This is a genomic window from Martelella sp. HB161492, assembly GCF_013184775.1.
GTDB lineage: Bacteria > Pseudomonadota > Alphaproteobacteria > Rhizobiales > Rhizobiaceae > Martelella.
In genome coordinates this window covers 1-24788 of record NZ_JAATVV010000015.1, presented here as the reverse complement: position 1 = coordinate 24788, position 24788 = coordinate 1, and the positions used below count along the sequence as shown (strand labels likewise).

The following is a 24788-nucleotide window of genomic DNA, read 5'->3' as shown; positions in this document are numbered from 1 at the left end:
GACCACCACAGAGAATTACAGCTTGGGTGAGCACAATGCGGCCTCTACGAAAGCACAGATCAGATGTCCAACGGCAATATGAGCTTCCTGAATATGATTTGTCTTGTCATGTGGAACGGCAAGCAGGACATCAGCTCCCTCAGCCATTTTCCCGCCTTTTGCCCCGGTCAGCGCAATGGTGCTCACCCCAAGCGACTTTGCGACCGCGAATGCCTCAACGACATTCTTGCTGTTGCCGCTGGTCGAGAGGCCAAACAGGACATCACCCTTTTGCGCGATACCGCGAAGCTGTCGTGAAAACACCTTCTCATAACCGTAATCATTGCCGATCGCCGTCAGGGCGGAGGTATCGACGGTCAAAGACAACGCTGGCAAAGGGTCGCGATCAATCAGGAAACGTCCCATCAGTTCCGCGGCAAGATGCTGGGCATCAGCAGCAGAGCCGCCATTCCCACAAAAGATGATTTTCCCGCCCGATTTCAGCGATGCGATGCAGAGCTCAGCAGCCGCAACGATATCGGCTGCGATGCTCTTCGTATCAGAAACACTTTTGGCAGCTTCGGTCAGATAAGCGTTGACCGCGGCTTCATCACATTTTAGCATAACAATATCATTTATATCAGACATCAATCACTTCTCGACATGTAGTAGTCTGTAATAATACAGGCCGCTTCGAACGCGTTTTACAAGATTTTCTGCTACCCCAACACGCCCCGGAACGCAATGATCTTTCTGTGTTGCAAGGCAATCACCGGGCGCAGAATCGGGCCCTTCGGCAGTTGACGATCAGCACCGCATCGCGCCCAACCGATCACCGCCCCGCCTGCCCGCGCGTGGTGTCGCAGCGCGTCTGGACACCGAGAACCGACACGGTTGTCTGAACAGTTCCCTGCCTTTTGCTCAACGACTTCCAGCCTTGCTTGCGCCGCCACCATTACGGGTGGCAGCGCAGGCCTCGCCGATGACCATGCTGGAGGAGTAGATTGCCCGTTTCATGTTGATCGATAGCCAGAGCCGTCGAGACGGAACATTGCTCATCGTGCCAAAACGGGATTGCCGGGCGCTTCAGGGTGCCAGCAGTGACTGTGCAGTCGTCCAGAGTTCGCTGACCTCGATTGAGGTCAATGCGCGCGAAGCGACCATCGCGAAGGCCATGGTGCCGATCAGCGGATTTCCGGGCGTGCCGGTCGCCGCGCCGAGATAGCTTTCCGCTTGCGAGGCATGCGCGGCCGAGGCCGCCTGATCCTTCAGCGTGCCGTTGTGATAGAGCCGCATCGTCGTGCCGTCGAAACTCAGCATCAGAAGATGAAAGCTGGTCGTGTCGAGCACGCCCGCTGCGGAGAAGGAGACGGTATCGGCCGCCGATCCGTGGCCGGCGCGGACATCGTTGTTGGAGGCGCTGAACTGGAAGCGGTGCTGGCTGGCGGTCGCCCCGTCGGCCTTCTGCAGGAAGGCCATGGCCGAGGTCAGCTGATCGAAGCGCTGATAGACCGCGATGGTGTAGGCGGCGGGCAGCGCCATCGGCAGCTGGTGCACCCGATGGGTGGAGGTGGCGGTGCGCGTCCAGGCGAGCTCATCGAGCGCCGGCGCCGTCCCCGTCTTCGGATCGACCCGGTAGAGCGGCGGATTGCTTTCTGTTGAGCGGATCAGGTGATTGCCATTGCCGGAGATATCGAGCGGTGTGCCGGTGCGGAAATCCCAGAGCGCGGTAGTCGTCGCCGGTGAAAAGAAGGAAAGGCCGGAAAAAGGCGCATGGCAGGCACTGTTGGCCGCAGCACGCTGAAGTGCCTGGAAGCGCAAATGTCCCTTGGTGATGTCGCCGGCGCGGGTCGCGTGATGGCTGTCGACCATCGGCACGGGCAGACCGGTCGAATAGCCATAGCGCGGATTGATCGTATCATAGGTGCCGACATGGTCGTTGCGTTTGTGCGATCCCAGGAGATTGGCCTGATAGAGCACCTGATTGACCGGGATCGTATCGAACTCGCCCTCGTTCATGCCGCCGCCGATCACCACCGGCGTCGAGGACGTCACCCCCGTGAGCGCCCCGCCACGGACATAGGCGACGAAAGCCTCGATCTGTTCCTGATGCGCCGTGAAGGGCGTTGCCGAAAACAAGGGGGCGTTGTCGTAGTCCGGATTGGCGAAATGCAGCAGGATCGCCGCCGAAACCACGGTGTCGCCCGCCGAAACGAGCGCGGCATGGGCGGCGTTGAACCGGTCGGTCGCCTGTTTCAGCAGATTGTCCGACGAAAGTGCATCGACGCTCCAGCGGCGCTCGGAGGTATCGGAGAAGAATGCCGTTGCACCTTCCGCATGCGGGACGAAGACCAGCCGGTCGACCGATGGATTGGCCGCAAGATAGTCTTCGGCAAAGGAGAGGTCAGGGCTGAAATCACCGTCATAGGGATTGACATGGTCGAGCATGGCCGGCCCTGGTGCGGCACCTCCCGCACCGGGGGCCGAAAGCACGCCGGCCTGCGTCCATTGCAGCACCTTTGCCGCGAAGCTGTCGGTCGAAAGCGCATCGTCGCGGCCGATGGTGTGGCTGTTGCCGATGGTCAGAATAAGATGCGTGACTGTCATGGGTCCCTCCCTTTTGTCCCCTCTTCAACCCGCCACCGCCTCCCGGGCGCGGGCCGCCATCTTCTCGGCCAGCGCAACGCTGAGGCCGAGATAGTGCTCCGGTTCGGCGGCCTTGCGGATCGCCTCCTGATCGGCCAGGCCCGCCACCGCCTCATCCTCCATCAGCACCGAAATCAGCGGCGCGCCGGTCCTGAGCGATTGCGTCGCAGCGTCATGGACGAGATCATGGGCTTTGTTGCGCCCGAGCTTTGGCGCAAGCGCCATCATCACGTTTTCCGAGGCGATGAGTTCGCCCTTGAGTGCAAGGTTGCGGCGCATCGCTTCCGGATTGATGACGATCCGGCCGATGAGGTCGGCCATCTGATCCGCAAGCGCGAAAGCCTGAGGTGAAAGCGTCTCGATTGCATCGGTGAGCACGAAATTGGCGGCCGCATCGCCCTCATGGCTCGGCTGCATCGCCTCCAGGATCACCGGCGCGCGGCCGCGGATCTCGGCGGCAAGCGCGATCACCCGCACCGAATATTTCGGGTTGATCTTGTGCGGCATGGTGCTGGAGCCGACCACCGCCTCGCCAAGCGCCTCCTGAACCTCCTCCGTCTCGTCGCCCATCAGCTGATAGAGATTGCGGGCGATCTTGCCGGCGCTCGCAGCAAAGAGGCCGAGCGAGATGCCATATTCCCCCAGCCCATCGAGGGCGGCGCGTGAAGGCACCTCATAGGCGCCGAGGCCGAGACGGGCGGCAAGCACCAGGTTGAGCGCCGGCCCGTCCCTGCCCATCACATGCATGGCCCCGACGGTACCGCCCCACTGCGCCCGGAAGGCGCGCTTGCGAACCTCGGCGAAGCGCTCGCGGTGGCGCAGCAGCTCCTCGATCCAGGCGGCGACCTTGAAGCCGAAGGTGACCGGCAATGCGTGACGCTGATTGGTGCGCGCCACCGTCACGGTCGTCGCGGTCTTTTCCGCCAGGTCGGCCAGCGCAACGAGCAGCGCGTCGAAGCGCGCCATGAAGGCGGCATCGGCCTTCTTCATCTGCAGCACGAGCCCGGTCTGCATCACGTTCTGGGTCGTGGCACCCCAATGGACATAGCCGCCGGCGTCTCCGGCACAGGCAGCCGCAAGCGCCCGGGTGAGCGAAACCACCGGCGCCCGGGTCTCTTCGATATCGGCGGCAAGCGCTCCCGGATCGATCGCGGTGAAATTCGCCTTCGCCGCGATCTCCCGGGCCGCGGCAGCGGGGATCAGCCCCAGCTCCGCCTGAACCAGGGCCAGACTGGCTTCGACATCAAGCCAGCTCTGCCAAGTCGCGCGGCGTTCGAACAGGCCGGAGACCTCGGCGAGCGTGGTGGGTAGCCCTTCGGTGTTCAGGGTCATGAATTGCCTTTCGCTCACAGAACCTGGTCGAGAAAATGCTTCAGGCGCGGGCTTTGCGGACGGTCAAAGAGATCGTCCGGCGCCCCCTCCTCGATGATCCGGCCCTGATCCATGAACACCGCCTTGCCGGCGACCTCGCGGGCAAAGCGCATTTCATGGGTCACCACCATCATCGTCATGCCCGAGCGGGCAAGCTCCCCCATCAATTCGAGAATGCCCTTCACCAGTTCCGGATCGAGCGCCGAGGTCGCCTCATCGAACAGCATCACGTCGGGATCCATGGCAAGCGAACGGGCAATGGCAACGCGCTGCTGCTGGCCGCCGGAAAGAGCCGCTGGCTTGCGCCGTTCGAAGCCCTTGAGGCCAACCGAATCCAGCCGGGCCATGGCATGGGCCTCGGCTTCCTCCCGCCCCATGCCGCGCACCTTTCTGAGGGCAAGCGTCACATTGCCCATCACGTCGAGATGTTCGAACAGGTAGAAATGCTGGAACACCATGCCGACCCGGCGACGCAGCCGGTCGATATCGGTTGCCGGTGCGGTCACCTCCTCCGCGCCGAGGAAGATCCGTCCGCTCTCGGGCCGTTCGAGAAGGTTGGTGCAGCGCAGCAGCGTCGACTTGCCCGAGCCGGACGGGCCGATGATGCAGGTCGTCGCCGCGGCGGGAATGGTGAGCGAGATGTCGAACAGGACCTGAAGCGCACCGAAGCTCTTGTTGAGCGCGTCGAAACGAATCTCGCTCATCGGCCTTTCTGTCGTGATTTCAGTCATCGGCCTGTCCCCTTGATCCCGAAAGCCCCATGCGCCGTTCCCAGGCGTTGACGGCATAGGTCATCGGCACCGTCAGCATCAGATAGAGAAGGCCGGCGGCGGTCAGCGGTGAAAGGTTGGCGCCATTGATCGCCGCATCCTGGGCAATCGAGAAGAGTTCGCGCTGTTTCGTCGTCAGCCCGAGCAGGAAGACCAGCGAGGTCGCCTTGATGACGAGGATGAACTGGCCGGTCAGCGGCGGCAGCACGCGGCGCACCCCTTGCGGGATGATGATGTAGCGCAGCGTGCTCGCCTTCGACATGCCAAGCGAGCGCGCGGCTTCGATCTGCCCCTTCTGCACGCTCTGCAGGCCGGCGCGGAAAATCTCCGCCATATAGGCCGCCTCGATGATGCCGATGGCGATCGCCGCATAGGCGTAAGGCGAGCGGCCGAACAGGGCGAGGCCAGCGATCGGCAGGCCCTGCCCGATGATGTAGACGGTGAGAATGTGCGGCAGCCCGCGCAGGATATCGACATAGATGCGACAGGGCGTGCGCATGCCGAGGCTGCGCGAAGACAGCCCGACAGCCACGATCATGCCGATCACCACGCCGATCAGGCTGGAAAGGACGGCAAGAAGAAGCGTGTTGGGTAGCCCCACTGTGATCAGCTGCGGCATCACCCTGGCAATGATATGCCAGTCGAAGAAGGTCTGCTGGACCCGGCTCAGGCTTTCGAACATCATCCCTCGTCCCGGTTACTTGGCGATAGTTTCAAGTCGCGGCATGCCCGGATACTGGGCATAGAGCTCATCCGGGATCGGCACGGAGGCCGATATCCACTCGGCGTAAGTGCGGGTGAAGGTTCCATCGAGCATGATTTTTTTCAGAACAGCGTCGAGGGCCTGTTTCAGGTCGGGATTGTCGATCGCCACCGGGAAGGCACTGTGGCCGGTGGAAACCACCTGAGATCCGGTCAGCTCCTCATGCTCCTCGACGAGACTTGCCGCTGTGTTGAGCCCGGTGAACAGCCCGTCGACCTGACCGGCGATCAGCGCGTTGAGGCTCGAGGCAATGTTGGGAAATTCACGCACTTCGACGCCGGGCGCCAGCTCCTGAAGCTTCGGGATCAGCGCGCTGCCGCGGGTGATGGCCACGGCCTTGCCGACGGCGCCGGTGATTTCGGCAATCGGGGCATCCTTGCGGGAGACGAGCCGCGCCTGGGAAAAGCCGACCGGCGTGGTGAAGGCCACCACTTCTTCGCGTTCCGGCGTCACCAGAACCTGAAAGGCGGCGGTGTCGTAGAGATCATTGCGGATCGCCGGCAGCATGCTGGCGAAATCGGTGGCAACGAATTCAACCTTGAGGCCGAGTGCGTCGGCAATCTTCGTCTCGATATCGACCAGAAAGCCGGCCGGCCGCCCCTGATCATCGACGAAGGAGACCGGGCGGTCATCGGTGCGATAGGCGACCGTCAGCTGGCCGGGCACGACCAGGCGGGCACCGGCTGGCAGCAAGCCATCGGCCATCACCGGTCCGGCGGCAAGCGCCAGCGTCAGTCCAGCGAGGGACAGTTTGAAAAAGGCGTTCATTCAGGTTCCTCCTCAACCCTTGGCATTGCGCGCTCCGTCACACCACGGCATCTGAGCCGCGGTACTCCTCAAACGGACGAGCGCTGCGAAGAATAGCCCAGCGGCGGCGGCATCCAAGCCGCGCCGGGTGTAGTTTTCATAAGTTCAGCTTATCGAAATGGCGGGTTATCTGCACCGCAAGCCTCACCGCCGGCGCGGTATCACTGCGCCGGTAGATCAGGTTGAGATCGGTCCCGACGGGTTCCGGAAGGTGCTTGTAGACAACGTCGGGCAGCGCGAGCCGGGTAGCCGAGGATGGCACCAGCGCAACGCCGAGCCCCGTGCCGACAAGGCAGAGCATGGTGGCGATCTGCGGCACGGTCTGGACAACGCGGGGGGCGAAACCAGCCATTTCGCAGGTGCGCCTGACCAGAAGGTTGAGCCCGCCGCTTGTCTGCGGCCGATACTGGATGAAGACCTCGGCGGCAAAATCCGCAAGCCGGGCAACCTCCCCTGCCCGGGCAAGCTCATGCGTTGCCGGCAATGCCAGTATCATGTTTTCACGTGCGAGATTGACCGAGGCAAGCGAGGGATCGATCGCTGGCATCGGCGAGCGGATGACGCCGAGATCGAGCCGGCGCTCGGTGACCGCCTCGACCTGATCGGTCACCGGGCTCTGGTCGAGCGACAGCGTGATCCCCTCCGCATGGCTGCTGAGCGCACGCACGAGTGCGAGAAAGCGCGGATTGAGCGGGGCTGAACCGACATACCCCATGGTCAGGACACGATTGGCACCACGACCGGACAGCTCGCCCGTCCGCTCGGCGCGGCGGGCCTGTTCCAGCGTCGCCCGCGCATCCGGCAACAGCGCCTGGCCGGCCTCGGTCAAGCCGACGCGGCGGCGGGAGCGATCGAAAAGCCTGGTTCCGAAATGGGTTTCAGCGGTCCTGACGAGCTGGCTCAGCGCCGGCTGGCTGATCCCGAGCCGCTCGGCAGCAAGGCCGAAATGGCGGATTTCCGAGAGCATGACGAAGGCCGCCCAGTGCCTGAGTTCCAGTGAAGCCACGACATCCCCCCGTCGAAAATGATTGTTACCCGCCCTGCGCCCTTGCCATCCAACGAGATCTTGATGTTGGCACCTTTCAAAACGCCGGTAAAGTCGGCGAATGTGAACTCCCAGCCCTGATCGGTCTCGTCCTGATCGGGAGGGCCGCGGGGTCGAACACCTCCCTGACACCCCGCATATGAACGCAAGATTCCGCAATGGTGATTGCGATCGCACCGCCGACGCCCGCCGGGACTGCCGCGATCGCGGGCGCTGCAAAGGGCGATACCGCACGGGATATTCTTGCGCCTCATCAGGCAACGGGTCAGATGGGCGACGTCACCATCCGGCCCGAGACAGGCGCGTCTGTCCAGTTCACTGATAGGCACCTTTTAGTGCGTTCTTGCGCCAGCCATCACAGCACTCCTACATCACCGACGTAAGACAAGAGGAGCCAGATCATGGATCTAGACCTGAAGGGCAAGATTGCCCTGATAACCGGCAGCAGCAAGGGCATCGGCGCCGGAATTGCACGCGGGCTGGCCCGGGAGGGGGCAATTGTCATCGTCCACGGGCGCGACCCGGACCTGACCCGCAGTGTCGCCGGGCAGATTGAGGCGGACGGTGGAGCCGCCCATGCAATCAGCGGCGACCTCACTGACGAAAGGCAGATTGATGCAATGCTGGCCGAGACCCGCACAGCTGTCGGCGACATTGAGATCCTCGTCAACAACGCCGGTGGTTCGGGTGGTGGCTCCGACTGGAGCACGACCGAGGCCGCAGCATGGGCATCGACCTATGATGCCAACGTGCTCGCCGCCATGCGCCTGGCAAAGGCGGTGCTGCCGCCGATGCGCCACGCCCGGTGGGGACGGATCATCAATATCTCCAGTCTCGCCGGCCTGATGCCACCGGCGGTGAACCCGGATTATTCTGCTGCCAAGGCGGCAATGCTGGCAATGTCGGCCTCCATGGCCAAGGCAGTGGCCGCCGAGGGGATAACGGTGAACACCGTGTCGCCCGGCACGATCCACAGCGAAAAGCTCGACAAGGCGTTTCGCGCAGCCGCGCGGAAGAGGAACCTATCACCTGATGCGCCATGGAAAGAGATCGAAGCCGAAGTCCTGCCGCTGTTCGCCGAGGTTCCCGTCGGACGGGTCGGCACGTTGGATGAGATTGCCGATGCCATCGCCTTCCTGGCAAGTCCGCGCGCCGCATACATCACCGGTTCGAACCTCCGCCTCGACGGCGGAATGCTGCCGACGACCTGACCCCTTGCGTGCAGGCCCGCATAAACAATGAACGAGAGGAAACCGAAATGAGCATCTTCGATCACGTCAGCCTCAAGACTACCCGCCTGACGGAAATGCAGCGCTTCTACGAAGCGGCACTCGCGCCCCTGGGCATTGAGCGGAAGTTCTTCGTTGATCGACCCGAGGGCGGTATTGCCGGCTTTGGACGCGACCGTGCCGAGTTCTTCATCGGCGGGGCGCCAGGGGCAGAGCCGACGCCGGTTCACCTGGCCTTTCGCGCCTGCGACCGCGCGCAGGTCGTGGCCTTTCATGCAGCCGCCCTGACCGCCGGCGGCGTGGACAACGGCGGACCGGGCATACGCGTGAAGTATCACGATGCCTATTTCGCGGCCTTCATTATCGACCCGGCCGGAAATAACATCGAAGCGGTCTTTCAGGGCCCCGCATGAGCCTGCGGGCCATCAGGCAGAGAGCTTCGTCACTATTCTGAGACGAAAACGGATACCGAGGGCGGCTGCGATACGCGAGCCTATTCCATCGCCATTTCTGCCGTCTTTATCTGAGGAGACCTTTCTGTCTGAACGGCGATGAAACGGTATACTGCGCTTTCAGCAGTAGAAACCGTATTTAGCTATTCGAATCATGAGAAAGTCACATTGTGCGCCCGCATCAATCTGAGATAACTTGCGCTTCAGAATCACCGCAATGGCATGTGAGAGGACGCGCAACATGCAAAGGCAAGCCGCAACCGAACAACGGCGAGTTTTCAGGTTGCTACGGGATATCCTGTCACCGGTCGACTTTGACCGGGCAGAGTTCGGAACCCGCTATGCGTTTGCGATCGTTCTAGCCTGCGCCGCTGGCACACTGTTCCTCGATTACCTGCGCTACCCGGAGCTCTTCGAGCCCGGCACGGCTCTGTTTTCCGACCAGCTGGCCTTTTTCAGGGATGCGGAGTGGAACGGACTGCGCACCATCTTCAGGCCGGATTTCAACTACATCTCCCTCATCCCGCGCCTGCTGGCCGGAGTGGGCGAGTTTCTGCACATCAGGCCTGCCGAGGCGGGTCTCTTCTACCAGGTCATCGGTGCGCTGCTACGAGGAGCGCTGCTCGGGCTTCTGGCGCTCAATATCTTTCGTGCACTGGTGCGTTCTGACGGGCTGCGCTGGCTCGCCGTCGTTATCCTGGTCACGATCGGCAATCATCAGCTGCGCTTCGTCTACAATGTTGGATATGCACAGATCTTCGCCATGACGCTGATCCTTGCACTCGCCTGCCAGGGGCGGGGGCAGCGGATCGAACGACTTCTCATGGTTGCCTGCGTGCTCTCGCTTACCAAGATTCTGTCGGTAATTACCTTGCCGCTGCAGGTGCTGGCCTTTGTGCGGCAGCGCGGGACCGGACGCCTGCTGGCCGGCATCATGATCCTGCTGACACTCGCAAATCTTGCTGTTGCCGTCACGGTGGCGGTCCGCAATCCGGGCATGAGCTCCTGGCTGTCGAACCCGGCCATCACGCTGCCAGAGCGTTTGGCCACCGGCCTGGCCATTCCTGGCACTGCACTGATGCAGCTTCTCGGCGTCGAGGGGCTGTCTGCCATTGCTGCGGCACTGGCCGGCGCAGCGCTGTTGATACTCGCTGTCGCGGTGAACCTGAGGCGTGGCCCCGTAGCCCTGGGGCTGTTCGGCACGTGGATCATATGCCTGGCCTATGCCGGAGCGGCGGCGATGGTGGTCACACGTTTCCTGAACTGGGCAGCCCTCACCACGGACGGAATGCTGTTCTACCATGTGTTTCCCGTTTACGGATTCGTGCTGGTTCTGTTCATGGCACTGGTCGATGCCCTGATGTCTGGCCTGGCGCGTCGTCTCGGACCGCTGGCGCCCGGTTTTGCCCGGGTCGTGCCGCTGGTTCTGGCCTTCGCGATGCTGCACGGCTGGAGCCGGTCAATCGCCCCGCCCGATTTGATGTACCGGGCGGAGGCCACAGCGTCGATGTGGCAGGATGGTTGGCGCTCCGTGGAGTTCCCGGATGGCCGGGCTTTCTGTATTCCCACACCCTATACATTCCACGCACCATATTCGACAAAAGGCTGCGCGCTGCTCGATTCTGCGCCGGTCGAGAGCCGGCTGGTTTGGGAAGGGACGGCAAGCCCGGAACAGCCGATGCAGTTCGACATGACACAGCGCCTTGCACCCGGAGCCGAGGTCATGGGCTTTCTACTCTATGTCAGGACAGTCGGTGCCTTCGATGAAACAATGCGCTTCGACATTCTCGTCAACGGACAGGCCATTGATGCCCGCGGTCCGCTTTATGCCAAGGTCAAAGGAGGGAATGGCGGGGTGCTGTTCATTCCATTCGATAAGCCAGTGCCCGATGTCCGCAGTATTGAGCTGATCCCCGACAGGCCTGTGCAGATAATGCGCGATCAGAATTCGAAAATTCCCTATAGCTTCGTTTTCGGACGGAACGGGAGCGAGTGAACGAGGCAAGGCAAGCGTCTTCCCTTCGGTTACAGCAGGGGGGCCGGCCAAGCAGCATGGCTTTTGGCATCGACAGTCATGGCATGCCTGGCGGTGCGCATTTTTCTGGACGTCGTCGATCATGCGAGCATGTCAACGGACGAACGAGATGTCGTCATAAGGCTGCAACGAAGACCGGCAACATTCGGCGCTTGAACCTAAAACCTGCAAAGAGGCATAATGACTTGGCGGTCAACTGAGTTTAAAAGCTAGCTAAACCTTGAAAATGCTGTCAAACGGGCCAAAGCGCCCGGATCATTGCCTATATCAAAAGAAAGCGCGATGCGGAGGACGAGAATGGAATGCAAGGATAGGACCGTTGCATTTGATGATATCGCTCTTGAAGGGGTTCGAGGCGTTCTGATTGATCTGGACGACACAATCTACCGCTATGACCCCTGCCACGCTTCAGCGCTGGATGCCGCATTTTCACGAGACAATCTCGGACTGTCCAAGGATGACTACTTCAACACATACAGAGCGTGCCGGACGGCGGTGACGAAACGTCTCGCTGGTCAGGGTGCCTGCCGCTCAAGGCTTTTCGCCTTTCAAATGATGTGCGAAGACCTCAACTGTAGAAAGCCTTTTGAACAGGCGTTCACTCTGGATCAGGTCTATTGGGACACATTTCTGTCCGTTATGACACCCCATGCCTCCGCTCTCGGTTTTCTGGCAAGATGCAAGGAACTGCAACTCCCTGTCTGTATTGTGACCGACATGACAGCCCATGTGCAGATCAGAAAGATCGACCGTCTCGGTATCGGGAAATTTATTGACCAGCTTGTCACCTCAGAAGAAGTTGGCGCTGAGAAACCTGACGCCCGAATGTTCAGTCTGGCTTTACAGAAGCTTGGCATTGATGCGCGTGACGCAATCATGTTGGGAGACAGCTTCAAAAAGGATGTGAGAGGCGCTTTGTCTCTCGGGATTCGGGGCTATCGGGTAGATCTTAATGAAATGGCGGCCGCGTGATTAAAAGTATTCCCAGTTCTCCGCTCCTCAGATTCCTGATCGTGGGCGGGGCATCAACAGTTATCAACTATTGTTTTTTTTATGTACTATTTGAGCTTGCCGGCACCGACTATTCTCTGGCATTCGTGGTGGGCTTTCTGGCGGGTTTGGGTTTCGGTTACATATTCAACAAAATCTGGACATTCCAGGTGCGCGAAGCCTCCACCCTCGCGGTGGTTTCGAAATATGTCGCCGTTTACATGGTATCTCTTGGTCTTGGGATAGCCTTTTTCAGGTTGCTGGTGGAGGTATTTGGCTTGGATCCGCTTTTAGGCAATTTGATCACGATCTGCCTTACGACCTGCACAAATTTCCTCGGAACGCGGTTGTTGGTATTCAGAGCTCAGCCATGATCGAAAAGGCAGCAGCAGCAAACACGCACTTCAGTGCGCGCATAATGAACTGGACTCGGGCCGTTATCCGATCGAAGGTTTTCTGGTCCGTTCTGGTCATCAAGATTGTTGCATCCTGCCTCTTCGGATCCAGCTATCTGACCGGTCTTTTCATTCCGTTTCTGGAAGCTTTTGTCGCCGACCCGACACGGAACCCTTATCATACCTTCTGGTCCAGGGGAGATGTGCTGAATTTCCCTTATCCGGCGGCGATGCTCTATATTATGGCATTCCCGCGTTGGCTGCTTTCACTTGTTGGGCTGACCTCCGAAAACGAGAATTTCCTGCTCTTCGTCTATCGCATCCCTCTCCTCCTGGCTGATCTGGCAATATTGCTCGTTCTTTGCCGATGGCTGCGACAGAAAGTGAAGGTATTGCTTTGGCTCTATTGGGCCAGCCCAGTCCTGTTCTACATCAGCTACCTGCATGGACAGCTTGATGCTATTCCGATGGCATTGGCACTCTTGTCCGCCTACTTCCTCTTTTCCAGGCGCCCCCTGGCTTCCGCGATCCTGTTCGGACTGGCGATCAGTGCCAAAACGCACATGTTTTTGATGCTGCCCTTCATTCTGGTCTATCTTTGGCAGAATGCGCAGCGTGGCTCGACGATCGCCAAATATCTTCTGATCTCGGCCGCAGTATTCATCATCTTGAACCTGCCATTTCTGACCAGCAGCAGCTTCATCGGCATGGTGTTCTTGAACCCCGAGCAGAACAAGGTAGGACTCGCTGCAATTTCAACGGGTTATCAGGACCTACACTTCTACATCATTCCGTCCGTCCTGACGGGACTGATCATATATTCCAGCCATATCCATATTCGGAACAGGGATCTGTTCCTGATATTCGTCGGTTTTGCCTGCAGCATCATTCTGCTGTTCGTGCCGCCTTCCCAGGGCTGGTATTTCTGGGTTATCCCGTTCTTTGCCTATTTTTACGCTCGCATTCCCTATCCGTACCAGTTGCTGATCGTTGCTCTGCAGGGGTCCTATTTTCTCTATTTTGGTTTGATACCGAATTCAGACTTCACGCAGCTGCTGCAGATTAAGGGCTTGCCTACCGTTCCGTCGGCCTATGCCGCGCTTGCCCGGCGCGGCTGGGATCCGGAGCTGTTCGTGAATCTCGCTTTCACCGGACTGCAGACATTTCTGCTGCTTAGCAGCGTGGTGATGTATTTCAGGGGCATTCATGTTCCGCAGAGCAGCAAACTCATCGCCCGACCGTTCATGCTGGGTGTCGCCGGAGATTCTGGATCCGGCAAGTCTACGGTTTCCGATAGCCTTCAGAACCTGTTCGGCCTGAACCTTCTCGGGGTGATCTGCGGCGACGACATGCACAAGTGGCAGAGAGGGCATAAACGCTGGAGCGAATTGACTCATCTGGATCCGCGGGCAAATGAACTGCATCATGAGCTCGTTTACCTGAAGCAGCTTCGGCGAAACAAGCTGATCCGGCGCCGGCATTATGACCATGATACCGGTCGCTTCACGGATGAACTTCCGGTCAACCCACGGCCGGTGATGATCCTTGAGGGCTTGCATTCCTTCTACCTGAAGCCGGCACGCGATCTCTTTGATCTGAAAATCTTCATGAAGCCGGACCACACACTTCTGCTTCACCGCAAGGTGTTACGGGATATGGAGAATCGCAATTACCCCAGGGAAGAGGTCCTTGCGTCAATCCGGCAACGACGCGGGGATTCCGAAAAGTACATTATCAAGCAGGAAGGCTATGCCGATATCATCATTTCCTTCATGCTGCAGGAGGAAATTCCGGAAGACCAGATCGGCAACAAGGACTATGAAGTCCACGAATGGCTGCGGCTGTCGCTTTCCAACGCCTATTTCCTTGATCCGGTTGTTTCGGATCTCATGGACGCACATCCAGGCGCAGTTCACCATTACTATGACGAGAACGACTCCCAGGTCATCGAATTCGACACGCCACCAAAGCTGGAGGATATCGCGGCTCTGGGTGAAAAGCACGTAAAGGGACTGCAGCAATTCGGGATATATGATCCCGCCTGGGAAGGGGGTTGGCAAGGTGTCATTCAGTTGATCGCAAGCTATTGTATCTTCAGCGACTGGGAGGCTGATAATGGCATCTGATATCCAAAAGCTCGTCGATGTTTCGCGGTATCTGGGCTCGAACACCGGCTATGTTCAGGGCGGCGGCGGCAACACGTCGATCAAGACCGACGAGCGCACCATGTATGTAAAGGCCTCCGGGCGGTTGCTGGACGGGATTTCCGCCGAAACCGGTTTCATACCTGTGGACTGGCAGCGGATGAAACGCGACGTCGCAAACTGTATGAGCGAGGACGACTATTCGGCGCTGATGACGGCGTGCTCATGGTCGGACACCCCATCCATCAGATCCTCCATCGAGACAGGCTTCCACGCCATTCTCGGCCGCTGCGTGCTGCATAGCCATTCGGTCTGGGCCAATCTGCTGAATTGCTCGCAGGAAGGCGAAGAACTGGCGTCAGCGCTTTTTCCTGACATGCTCTGGGTTCCCTACGCGACACCAGGCCTGGACCTGACCAAGAAAATTGCGGTCCTGGCGGATGACACGCATCCAGGAATTCTCTTTTTGGAAAATCATGGGCTGATCGTGAGTGCGGACAGCGAGGATGCGGCGCTCGCGCTGCATGAAAAGGTCAACGAAACCATTCGGGCGCATTTTGATACCGCCCTGGATTTCCCCGTTTGCGAAACTGTTGCCGTTGACGGGCTGCTGTTCCCCGATCAGGCCGTTTATCATAGCAATGCCGCGCTGCAGCAGACGCGAGCCGGGATTGAGACAAGGCAGGCCGTGCAGTTCCTTGCCTGTTTCATCCCGAAGATCGGATTGACACTGAAATTCCTGGAAGATGCCGAAAGGAACCGGCTGCTTCAGATGGAATCTGAAAAATATAGGCAGAAAGTATCTGGATCATGAATTTGCAGTTGGTAATCCCGATGTCCGGGCTGGGGTCCCGCTTTGTGAGAGCGGGGTATAAAGATCCGAAGCCGCTCATCAAGGTGCATGGTCGTCCGATGATCGAATGGGTGCTTCGCATGTTTCCGGGGGAGGACGCTCCCTTATTTATCTGCCGAGAACAGCACCTCAATGAAACCGCCATGCGGGCAACACTGGAAACGCTGAAGCCCGATGCTCGTATTCACGCGATTGAAGGCGCGAAGCTCGGTCCGGTCGCAGCCCTGATGCAGGCTGCCGATCACATCGATGATGATCGCCCGGTTCTGGTCAGCTATTGCGACTTCTACATGCAATGGGACTACAAAGGCTTCAAGGACGACTTGCGGCGGGGCAATTATGCCGGCGCAATCCCTTGCTATACGGGCTTTCATCCACACCTTCTGCCAGCGAAGAACCTTTATGCCTCCTGCCGTGTCAATGCAGACGGCCTGCTTGAGGAAATTCGCGAAAAATACTCTTTCGAGAAGGACAAGACCAAGGCGCTCCATTCTCCCGGCGTATATTATTTCGGCTCAGGGCGGATCATGAAGGACTATTGCAACAAGCTCATGCAGGCTGATGATGCCCTGAACGGCGAGTATTATGTCAGCATGGTCTACAACCATCTGGTCCGGGACGGGCTGGCTGTGGCTGTTCCTGCAAACGTCCAGCATTTCTGCCAATGGGGCACGCCCGAGGACCTCAACGAATATCTCTACTGGCAGGACGTGGTGCGGAGGCGCCAAGCATGAACATCCTTATTCCCATGGCTGGCGCAGGATCGCGCTTCATTGATGCGGGCTACAAGCAGCATAAGCCGGTCATTCCGGTCAGCAGTCGCTGGGTCAACAAGACCGTGCCGATGGTGGTGGCTGCTGCTGAAGATCTGCCGGTGGATCTGGACGATCCTGAGAACAATCTGATTTTCGTCGTGCGCGATTTTCATCTTGAGGCAGGTGTCGATCAGATACTTCTGAAACGGTTTCCGCGCGCGCATTTCGTCTCTATCAGCGCGCTGACCGAAGGTCAGGCCAGCACCTGCCTGCTGGCCCGATCCTATATCGACAACGACGCTCCACTGCTCATTGCGGCCTGCGATAACGGCATGGACATCTCTCGTGAGCATTTCGAAGAGCAGTGCAATAATGCCGACGCACTGATTTTTACCTTCAGAAACAATGACGCCGTTTTGGAAAATCCCAAGGCATATGGATGGGTCAAGGTCGCGGAAGAGCAGGTTACGGGCGTTTCGATCAAGCAGCCAATCAGCGATACACCGATGAATGATCATGCCGTCGTCGGCACCTTCTGGTACAGGACCGGAAGGCTGTTCATTGAGGCGAGCGAAGCAATGATTGCCGAAAACGATCGCATCAACGGCGAGTTCTACGTTGATCAGAATTTCAAATATCTCGTGAACCGCGGCTGTGATGTCCGGGTCACCGAGATTTCCCGCTATGTCTGCTGGGGAACGCCTGCAGAATACGAGAATTATGAGAATACCATTCGCTATTGGGAAGAGTTTGCAAAGAAGGAACCGTGGGTTTCATGAAGCTTGCCATTATCATTCCCAGCTACAATGAGAGCCAGAACATCCCGCTCATCGTGTCGCGTTTGCGCGAAACCATCGGACAGCGGAGTGATGTTGAGGTCATTCTCGTCGACAACGGCTCGACCGACAACTCGCAGCAGGTTCTCGCTGCAGAGCTTAACGAGAAGGATTTCATCCGCAGCATTCATGTGCCCGTCAATCAGGGCTATGGCTACGGAATTCTGAGCGGACTTGCCGCCAGTGACGCTGATGTTCTGGCATGGACACATGCAGACATGCAGACGGATCCTTACGACGTTATCAAGGCTTTCGACTTGCTGAGCGCGCAAGCAGACGCCAAGATCATCGTGAAAGGAAAACGCCAGAACCGTAAGAAGCTGGAGGAGTTTTTCACGTTCGGAATGCAGCTGGTCGCATCCATGGTGCTTGGCGTGCACCTCTCCGATGTCAATGCACAACCCAAAGTGTTCACCCGACCGTTTTACGAGACCTTTGTCAAAGAGCGCGCTCCGCACGACTTTTCACTCGATCTCTTTTTGCTCTATCAGGCCGTCACCAATGGCTACAAGATATTGGAAGTTCCTGTCTTTTTCGCAGAAAGGCGCTTCGGTGAGGCCAAGGGCGGCGGCAACTGGAAGACCCGGATAAAGCTCATTCGCAGAACCTTCGCCTATATTTTCGAATTCCGGGATTCGCTGAGGAAACAGGACTAGATCCATGATCATCATTCACCATCGTCGCAATTCTGTTGCCGAGCTGCAGCAGACCAAGCCGGAATATGGCGTTGAGATAGACCTGCGCAATCATGGCAAGGAACTGATCGTGTTCCACGATCCTTTCAACGATGCTGCAGTGAATTTTGAGGAATGGCTGGCTTCCTACCACCATCACTTCATGATTGCCAATGTCAAGGAGGAAGGCCTCGAGCCTAAACTTCTGGAACTCTTTGAGAAATATGGCGTGAAAGACTATTTCATCCTTGATGAAAGCCTGCCTTTTATCCGCAAATTCGCGCTGCAGGGGCTGCCCAATTTTGCAGTTCGCGTATCGGAGTTTGAAAGCATCGAGACCGCCCTGCGCCTTCAGGACTATCTGAAGAAGGAGGACAAGCGGGTCGACTGGATTTGGGTAGACAGCTTTACGGGCGAACCTTTGGCGCATGACGCGCTTCTGCGACTGAGAGATGCCGGTTTCAAGTTGTGTCAGGTTTCCCCAGAGCTTCATCACGTTGACCGGCCAGATTGCTGGCAGCCGAAGATCGAGGCGTTTCTTGACAAACTCGACAAGCTCGAGGCCGGCGGGTTCAGACCGGACATGGTTTGCACAAAAATGCCGGAGCTTTGGCTCTAGCGCATCGGCTCGAAAGTCGGAATCGATTTTCGAAAAAACAATGTGTAGATTCAATAAGATAGAGTGCCGTGCGTCAAAAAGGACGCACGGCACTCTAGTTTTAAGTCGGCTCCGGAACAACATCATCCGGGCATCCTCAAGCTTGAAGCCTTAATCGCCCCACGCCTTCCCCCAGCTGGAAAAAGAAAAGAATAACGCCAATTTCAAATGATCCGGTTTTCAGTACGGCGAGTATTCAAAAAAAGTCTGACATGTAAACAAAACTTAACATATGCTGCAGCGAAACATATTACGGCCATAATCAGGGGAATCGCGTGGCAGAACTGTTGCGGTATAAAGGTCAAACCTCATCTTCTTCGCCCACCCAAGACAATGACTTGAAACCGCTCAGCGAGCGCCCGGTCAGAAAGCGTCGCCTCAGCTTCATTGCATCTTCCCTGTTATTCCAGACCACGGCGCTTGCAGGCACGCTGGCCGGTGTACCATTGCCTTTCTACAGTCGCGGCTTTTATTCGCGCGCCTATGCCCAGGCGAGCTGTAATCCGTCTTCGATCCCCCATGCAGATGTGTTTGACGGGACCCAGGCGACAAGCGTCTACAGCTGCACAATTCCCTCGGGCAGCACGGTCACGACGCCTCAATATGTCTATGGCGGCGCGCTGACTTTCTACTCCAATCCCTATGACTACAAGACCGGCTATTACTGGCCGCCTGAGAAACCCATTCCCGGCCTGAATATTTCGTTCACCAATGACGCCACGATCGATATTACCGAAGCGGCAACCGTCTCGCCGCTGATATCGTTTGATCCGCCCTATGGGACGAATTATTTCGACGCCAAGCGTAAGCAATCTGACGCGATCCGGGTCGTTTCGGTTGGCGGCAACTCCAAATATTACGGGAAGCACAAGGTTAGCAATGGCGGCGATGGCGGCAACATCACGATCACCAATAGCGGTGACATCACCAACACTGTCGGCAATGGCATTTATGCCATCAGTGCCGGTGGCAGCCCCTATGACGACGCCAATGGCGGCTCTGCCGGAACGATAACGATCACCGACAGCGCCTCGATCTCGGCTGACAATACCGCCATTCTTGCCATCAGCCGCGCTGGCGCTTCCGCCAATAGCGGCACGGGCGGCACCGGCGGAACGGTGACGATTACGGTCACCGGCGATGTCGAAACGATTGCCTCGACAGTTGCCGGCGGTGGCATATTTGCAGCCTCTTACGGCGGAAACGGGCTGAAAAGCACCGGCGCTCCCGGCTTGACGATGAATGGCGGCATCGGCGGACAGGCTGGCACGGTGAGTGTAACCCTGGGCTCCTCCAGCCAGGCCTTTGCCGGTTCGATCACCACCACAGCGTCGGGAAAAATCGCCAGGACCTGGGAATCGGAAGATCGCGACAGCGGCGCGGCGATTACCGCGATCAGCGGCGGCGGCTGGGGATTGACGACCACCAATGGCTCAGGCGTTGACTTCGATGGCGGTGACGGCGCCGATGTGACAGTGCTCGTCTATGGTACATCGGCGACGCTGCTGAAAACACTTGGCGACAACTCAGACGGCATTCTGGCTGCAAGCTATGGCGGCACCAGCCAGAACGGCTATGACGGCGGCCAACAGGGCGGCGCATCCGGCAACGTAACCGTCACGCTGACCGGTGCTGGCAGCATCAAGACCTACGGTGCCTCGTCAAGCGGCATCAAAGCAGTCTCACTGGGCGGCCTCGGTCGCATCGCCTCTCAGGCCTCCTCCAGCAACACCGGGGGTACGGCCGGTGCAGTGACCGTCAAGAACGACTTCTCCATCACCACCGAGGGCAGCAATTCAAACGGCATTGTCGCCATTTCGGCCGGTGCTGGCGGTGGCGTTTACGCCTGGTCCGGCGACAGCGACTTCACCTGGGGCGATAGCAACATCGCCTCGAATACCAGCAGCGACGTCTATGTCTACAACAGCGGCACGATTGTAACCGACGGCGTCGATTCCCATGGTATCGTCGCCATGTCGATCGGCGGCGGCGGCGGCCTTCTGGTATCAACCTCCAAGCTGTCGACTGACAGCTATAATGCGATCACGTCCAGCTCCACCTATCAAAATGTTGGCGGTTCAGCCGGCAGTGCCGATGGCGCCAATGTTACTGTCATCAACAAGGGTGCGATCACTACCCATGGCGGCTATTCCGCGTCCAACACCGACACCAGCGATGACGACAATGTCTCACTCGGCGGCGGCATCGCCATTCTCGCCCAGTCGATCGGCGGCGGCGGCGGCGACAATACCGGATCGGGTGCAATCGGCGGCATTGGCGGCTCCGGCTCCTCGGGCGGCGATGGCTCAGACGGCGCGACGGTCACCGTCAAGAACTATGCCGCGCTCACGACCTATGGATCTGAAGCGCATGGCATTGTCGCCCAGTCGATCGGCGGCGGCGGCGGCACCGGCCGCAACAAAAGCGGGTTCTTTATCGCCGTTGGCGGTTCTGGCGGCTCGGGCGGTGATGGCGGTGATGCCTACGTCTATAACAACGCGGCGATCACCACCTCTGGCGACTATGCATCAGGCGTGATCATCCAGTCGATCGGTGGCGGTGGCGGCGCTGGCGGCAAGGCATCAGCCTGGTCGATCTTCACCCATGTTAGTGCTGCGGTTGGTGGATCCGGCGGCTCCGGCGGTGATGGCGGCACGGCGACCTATGAGAAGACCAGCGGTGGCTCGGTTTCGACGTCGGGCGACAATGCAACGGCCATCATCGTACAGTCGATCGGCGGCGGCGGCGGCTCCGGCGGCACAGCAAAGTCGCACACCTACGCGGTCGGCTGGTCCTTTTCCTTCGCCCTGGGTGGAACCGGTGGTGATGGCGGCAATGGCGGCGATGCCTATGCCCATGTCGGCGGGAAGATTGCGACAAGCGGCACGGATTCGACCGGCGTCCTGGTCCAGTCGATCGGTGGCGGCGGCGGCGAAGGCGGATCGTCCGTGGCAAAGTCGCTTGCCGTCGGCATTCCGATCGATCCCGAAGGCAACACATTCGCGCTTTCGGTCGCAACATCGCAAGGCGGCAATGCTGGCAATGGCGGCAATGGCGGCAAGGCTGAAGCATGGGTTGAGCAAGGCGCATCCATCACGACCACCGGCGACGGCGCGGAAGGCCTGGTGGTGCAGTCGATCGGCGGCGGCGGCGGCAATGGTGGTGATTCCACGGCGGCCTCCGGCACAGCCACGCTGGCCAGCGTCGTGGAAAAACTGAGCGGCGGCTGGGCCGAATTCGAAAAGGCAGCCGAAGACAAATCCGTGACCCTCAACATCGAAAATTCGATCGGCGGCACGGGCGGCAACGGTGGCGAAGGCGGCTTCGCCTATGCCCATAATCTCGGAACGGTCTCCACTTCGGGTGACTTCGCCACCGGCATACTGGTGCAGTCCATCGGCGGCGGCGGCGGCAATGGCGGCACTGGCGAAAGCAGCTCGCTCAGCCTGTTCGGCGATTCCACCTTCACCCTGACCTATTCGGTCGGCGGCTCCGGCGGCACGGGCAGTTCGGGCGGCACCGCCAAGGGTGGCGTCTCCGACAGCGGCGTGATTAAGACCACTGGCAATAATTCAGCAGCCCTGATCGTCCAGTCGATTGGCGGTGGCGGTGGGATCGGCGCGGCCGGCAACGGCGATGTCGATGCGGATACGACGCTCAACATCGGTGTTGGCGGCACAGGCGGCGCCGGCGGCGACGGCGGCAAGGCCTATGCCTGGAATGCCGGCAAGATCACCACGTCGGGGGATGCTTCCAGCGGTGTCGTCGTCCAGTCGATCGGCGGCGGCGGCGGCATTGGCGGCTCCGGCACGTCATCGGTTTCCCATTCCTTCGGCATAGAGAAGGAACTGAAGAAGATCGAAAGCTATGGCGTCACCATCAAGGCCTCTCTTGATATCGACACCTCGCTTTCGGCAACTGTCGCTGCATCCGGGGGAAATGGCGGCAATGGCGGAACCGTGATCTTCGGCCTCCCCGAAAAGGATCAGACCGATTTTGCCTATGGCACCATCACCACGACCGGTGCCCTGTCGAGCGGCGTTGTCGCGCAATCGATCGGCGCGGGCGGTGGCTCGGTTTCACTTTCCTCAAACCAGTCGCTCGAACTCGACGCCGTCATCAGCAAAGACAGCACCATCAGCGCCAAACTGACACTTGGCACGACATCGTCTGAAACCGGCGGAACAGGCGGTTCCGTCTATGCCTATGTCTCGAACATCTACACCTCAGGCTTTTCTTCCATCGGCGTCATTGCCCAATCGATCGGCGGCGGCGGCGGCATCGGCGTGATGAGCGGCTATGCGCCGACATCGCTTGCCGTGACGCTGGGTTCAACGGAATCGGACGCGGATGAAAGCTATGGCGGAAAAGTCGAAGTCACCCTGCTCAAGAGCGAAACCATCACCACCAAGGGCGACAATTCCAGCGGCATCATCGGCCAGTCCATCGGCGCTGGCGGCGGCATCATCCTTGCGGCGCTTGGCACATCGGCGACGGAAAATGACGACACCATCTCCGACGTGATTTCGGTGACACTTGGATCCAGTTCGCATCAGACGAATTCCGACACGCTGAACGGCGGGACCGTCGACGTCACCAGCTATGGCGCAATCACCACCTATGGCACACGCGCCTTCGGCATTGTCGCCCAGTCGATCGGCGGCGGTGGCGGCATGCTGTCTGCCTCCAGCACCAGTATCGCCTCTGTCAGCTTTGAAACGTCACAGCATCGCGCTTCCAGCGATGATGTGACCGTCACGCTCAAGGATGGCGGGAGCATCACCACCAGCGGCGATGGCGCGGCCGGCATCATTGCCCAGTCGGTCGCAGGCGGCGGTGGCTTTGCTGCCGATCTTTCGTCCGGCAGGCTCTATGCCTATTACGTCAGCAATTCCGACAGCAGCTACAGCTATGCTGGCGGCGATACCAATGGCACATCCGGAACCGTCACCGTGACGGTTGATGATGGCGCATCGATCTTAACGACCGGCGACTATGCCGACGGCATCATCGCCCAGTCGATTGCCGGTTCGGGCGGTATTTTCCAGAAGAACGGCAAGACCTATGCCGGTTCGCTGCACCGCAACAGCAGTTCGAATGCCGATGCAAGCATTGCCATAACCATCGATGGAACCGTCAAGGTAAAATCGGACAATTCATGGGCCGTCTGGACACAGACCCAGGATGGCGCCATTTCCGTGACGGTCGGCTCCACCGGCGTGATCAGCGGCAGCACCACATCGTCAGAAACCGGTGGCGCCATCTATGCGGCCCATGACACAGGCGGCACGGTCATGCTCGACAACAGCGGAACGATTTCAGGCAATATCGTCACCAATGTCGCAGGCACCGTGACAAGCTCCGACAATTATGATTCGACCACCGTGGCGGCCGCCGACGGCGTTGTCTCGCTTTCAACAACAGCCGCCTCGGGCAGTTCGCTGCTGATCAACCGCGGCGCAGCGACGCTGGTCACCGGCTCCATCGTCGGCCTTGATACGGTGCTGAATTCGGGCACCATCAATCTCGGCGGTGAAGGCCATGTGATCCAGACGGTGTTCTCCGGCGATCTCATCGGGATCGGCTCGTCCGATTACGGCAGCACCTATGATGCCGAGACGCTCGGCCTTGATGCCGCCTTTACCGCCTTTACCTATTACAGCCGCTCGACGGTGAAAAACTGGAGCACAGCGACTTCCAGCAGTGGCGGTCTGATCTCCGGCCTTGATGTCGATATGGAGAGCGGTACCGGCGACACGCTGGTGGTTGAGGGCGATTTCGCCGGCAGCTGGGGCGTGGATGTCAATGCAACGTCGCTGCTTCCGAACACCCGCACCGACTTCCTCAAGGTCGAGGGCACGGATCTTGCCGATATCACCGTGCTGTCATCGCTGATCTATGACTTCACCGATGTGACGACGGGTAGTGATGGCTGGGAGGGCTTTTCGGTCGACAGCGCCCATTTCACCGATACCGGGCTGTCGCTCGGCAAGAATGCCTCGGAGGTTTCCCGCGGGCTGCAGGAGGTCTGGGATCGCCTTTCGGCGGGCGAGACGGCTTCAGCCACCGCATCCGACGAGATCACCATCGGCCAGATCTTCGGCTCGTTCCAGCAATCGACCACCAGCTCTCTCTCCGACGATCTGCAGCAGCTCGCCTCGCAGACGGCAGCCGCCGGCGTGGCGTTGTCGCCCGCTTCCGCCATTGCCGCAGCCAGCAGCGTGCTGTCCTGCCCCGCCTTCGAGGGCGACGGGATCATGCTGACGGATGGCTCCTGCGTCTGGGCCAAGGGACTTGGCGGCAGCACCATCCAGCAGCCGACCGGCGATCAGTACGGCTTCACCCGCTCCATGGGCGGGGTTGCAACCGGCGGGCAGAAGGCGCTG

General features: G+C 59.3%; 17 protein-coding genes and 1 pseudogene. 12 read left to right on the top strand and 6 right to left on the bottom strand.

From position 1 onward, the window contains the following. Positions 1-15: 15 nt before the first annotated feature. The 6 genes and pseudogenes from HCK86_RS20860 to HCK86_RS20830 all read right to left on the bottom strand — a co-directional run bounded on the left by HCK86_RS20860 (position 16) and on the right by HCK86_RS20830 (position 7342). Positions 16-627 (bottom strand): D-sedoheptulose 7-phosphate isomerase, encoded by a 612-nt coding sequence (locus HCK86_RS20860; protein WP_246739705.1) that lies wholly within the window; start codon positions 625-627, stop codon positions 16-18. A gap of 438 nt (positions 628-1065) precedes the next feature. Beyond that, positions 1066-2586, bottom strand: a complete 1521-nt coding sequence (locus tag HCK86_RS20855) for a LamG-like jellyroll fold domain-containing protein (protein ID WP_176086420.1) — start codon at positions 2584-2586, stop codon at positions 1066-1068. Positions 2587-2610: 24 nt separating this feature from the next. Further along, on the bottom strand, positions 2611-3957 hold the full coding sequence (locus tag HCK86_RS20850) for a lyase family protein (protein WP_176086419.1): 1347 nt from the start codon (positions 3955-3957) through the stop codon (positions 2611-2613). Positions 3958-3971: 14 nt separating this feature from the next. After that, positions 3972-5448: pseudogene (locus HCK86_RS24255) on the bottom strand (amino acid ABC transporter permease/ATP-binding protein). Positions 5449-5463: 15 nt separating this feature from the next. Beyond that, positions 5464-6297: a transporter substrate-binding domain-containing protein gene (locus tag HCK86_RS20835; protein ID WP_176086417.1), complete on the bottom strand. Its 834-nt coding sequence runs from the start codon at positions 6295-6297 to the stop codon at positions 5464-5466. A 136-nt stretch (positions 6298-6433) separates the two neighbouring features. Further along, complete coding sequence (locus tag HCK86_RS20830; RefSeq protein WP_176086416.1) at positions 6434-7342, bottom strand: LysR family transcriptional regulator; 909 nt, start codon at positions 7340-7342, stop codon at positions 6434-6436. Positions 7343-7782: 440 nt separating this feature from the next. Between HCK86_RS20830 and HCK86_RS20825 the strand changes: the two genes are divergently transcribed. The 12 genes from HCK86_RS20825 to HCK86_RS20770 all read left to right on the top strand — a co-directional run. Beyond that, positions 7783-8592: an SDR family NAD(P)-dependent oxidoreductase gene (locus HCK86_RS20825; protein ID WP_176086415.1), complete on the top strand. Its 810-nt coding sequence runs from the start codon at positions 7783-7785 to the stop codon at positions 8590-8592. Positions 8593-8639: 47 nt separating this feature from the next. Next, a complete protein-coding gene (locus HCK86_RS20820) occupies positions 8640-9023 on the top strand; it encodes a VOC family protein (protein ID WP_176086414.1) in 384 nt (127 codons plus the stop codon). Between the two features lie 322 nt (positions 9024-9345). After that, positions 9346-11058: a hypothetical protein gene (locus HCK86_RS20815; protein ID WP_176086413.1), complete on the top strand. Its 1713-nt coding sequence runs from the start codon at positions 9346-9348 to the stop codon at positions 11056-11058. A gap of 336 nt (positions 11059-11394) precedes the next feature. Then, the gene (locus tag HCK86_RS20810) at positions 11395-12069 is read left to right on the top strand and encodes an HAD family hydrolase (RefSeq protein ID WP_176086412.1); all 675 of its coding nucleotides are present in this window, start codon (positions 11395-11397) and stop codon (positions 12067-12069) included. Further along, on the top strand, positions 12066-12461 hold the full coding sequence (locus tag HCK86_RS20805) for a GtrA family protein (RefSeq protein WP_176086411.1): 396 nt from the start codon (positions 12066-12068) through the stop codon (positions 12459-12461). Before HCK86_RS20810 ends, HCK86_RS20805 begins: the two co-directional genes overlap by 4 nt. After that, the gene (locus HCK86_RS20800; protein ID WP_176086410.1) at positions 12458-14608 is read left to right on the top strand and encodes a hypothetical protein; all 2151 of its coding nucleotides are present in this window, start codon (positions 12458-12460) and stop codon (positions 14606-14608) included. Before HCK86_RS20805 ends, HCK86_RS20800 begins: the two co-directional genes overlap by 4 nt. Then, on the top strand, positions 14598-15440 hold the full coding sequence (locus HCK86_RS20795; RefSeq protein ID WP_176086409.1) for a class II aldolase/adducin family protein: 843 nt from the start codon (positions 14598-14600) through the stop codon (positions 15438-15440). The genes HCK86_RS20800 and HCK86_RS20795 overlap by 11 nt, the downstream gene beginning before the upstream one ends. Further along, the gene (locus HCK86_RS20790) at positions 15437-16213 is read left to right on the top strand and encodes a glycosyltransferase family 2 protein (RefSeq protein ID WP_176086408.1); all 777 of its coding nucleotides are present in this window, start codon (positions 15437-15439) and stop codon (positions 16211-16213) included. Before HCK86_RS20795 ends, HCK86_RS20790 begins: the two co-directional genes overlap by 4 nt. Continuing rightward, complete coding sequence (locus HCK86_RS20785) at positions 16144-17013, top strand: nucleotidyltransferase (RefSeq protein ID WP_246739704.1); 870 nt, start codon at positions 16144-16146, stop codon at positions 17011-17013. The genes HCK86_RS20790 and HCK86_RS20785 overlap by 70 nt, the downstream gene beginning before the upstream one ends. Beyond that, on the top strand, positions 17010-17726 hold the full coding sequence (locus tag HCK86_RS20780) for a glycosyltransferase family 2 protein (RefSeq protein WP_176086407.1): 717 nt from the start codon (positions 17010-17012) through the stop codon (positions 17724-17726). The genes HCK86_RS20785 and HCK86_RS20780 overlap by 4 nt, the downstream gene beginning before the upstream one ends. A gap of 4 nt (positions 17727-17730) precedes the next feature. Next, positions 17731-18363, top strand: coding sequence for a hypothetical protein (locus HCK86_RS20775; protein ID WP_176086406.1), 633 nt, complete (start codon positions 17731-17733; stop codon positions 18361-18363). Positions 18364-18740: 377 nt separating this feature from the next. Beyond that, the coding region (locus HCK86_RS20770; protein WP_176086405.1) for an autotransporter outer membrane beta-barrel domain-containing protein at positions 18741-24788 on the top strand (6048 nt) is incomplete at its 3' end.

What these genes read in the sequence shown, in the direction of transcription:
- HCK86_RS20860 (WP_246739705.1), bottom strand. Translation starts at nt 627, where the DNA reads ATGTCTGATATAAATGATATTGTTATGCTAAAATGTGATGAAGCCGCG.
- HCK86_RS20855 (WP_176086420.1), bottom strand. Translation starts at nt 2,586, where the DNA reads ATGACAGTCACGCATCTTATTCTGACCATCGGCAACAGCCACACCATC.
- HCK86_RS20850 (WP_176086419.1), bottom strand. Translation starts at nt 3,957, where the DNA reads ATGACCCTGAACACCGAAGGGCTACCCACCACGCTCGCCGAGGTCTCC.
- HCK86_RS20835 (WP_176086417.1), bottom strand. Translation starts at nt 6,297, where the DNA reads ATGAACGCCTTTTTCAAACTGTCCCTCGCTGGACTGACGCTGGCGCTT.
- HCK86_RS20825 (WP_176086415.1), top strand. Translation starts at nt 7,783, where the DNA reads ATGGATCTAGACCTGAAGGGCAAGATTGCCCTGATAACCGGCAGCAGC.
- HCK86_RS20820 (WP_176086414.1), top strand. Translation starts at nt 8,640, where the DNA reads ATGAGCATCTTCGATCACGTCAGCCTCAAGACTACCCGCCTGACGGAA.
- HCK86_RS20810 (WP_176086412.1), top strand. Translation starts at nt 11,395, where the DNA reads ATGGAATGCAAGGATAGGACCGTTGCATTTGATGATATCGCTCTTGAA.
- HCK86_RS20800 (WP_176086410.1), top strand. Translation starts at nt 12,458, where the DNA reads ATGATCGAAAAGGCAGCAGCAGCAAACACGCACTTCAGTGCGCGCATA.
- HCK86_RS20795 (WP_176086409.1), top strand. Translation starts at nt 14,598, where the DNA reads ATGGCATCTGATATCCAAAAGCTCGTCGATGTTTCGCGGTATCTGGGC.
- HCK86_RS20790 (WP_176086408.1), top strand. Translation starts at nt 15,437, where the DNA reads ATGAATTTGCAGTTGGTAATCCCGATGTCCGGGCTGGGGTCCCGCTTT.
- HCK86_RS20785 (WP_246739704.1), top strand. Translation starts at nt 16,144, where the DNA reads ATGGGGCACGCCCGAGGACCTCAACGAATATCTCTACTGGCAGGACGT.
- HCK86_RS20780 (WP_176086407.1), top strand. Translation starts at nt 17,010, where the DNA reads ATGAAGCTTGCCATTATCATTCCCAGCTACAATGAGAGCCAGAACATC.
- HCK86_RS20775 (WP_176086406.1), top strand. Translation starts at nt 17,731, where the DNA reads ATGATCATCATTCACCATCGTCGCAATTCTGTTGCCGAGCTGCAGCAG.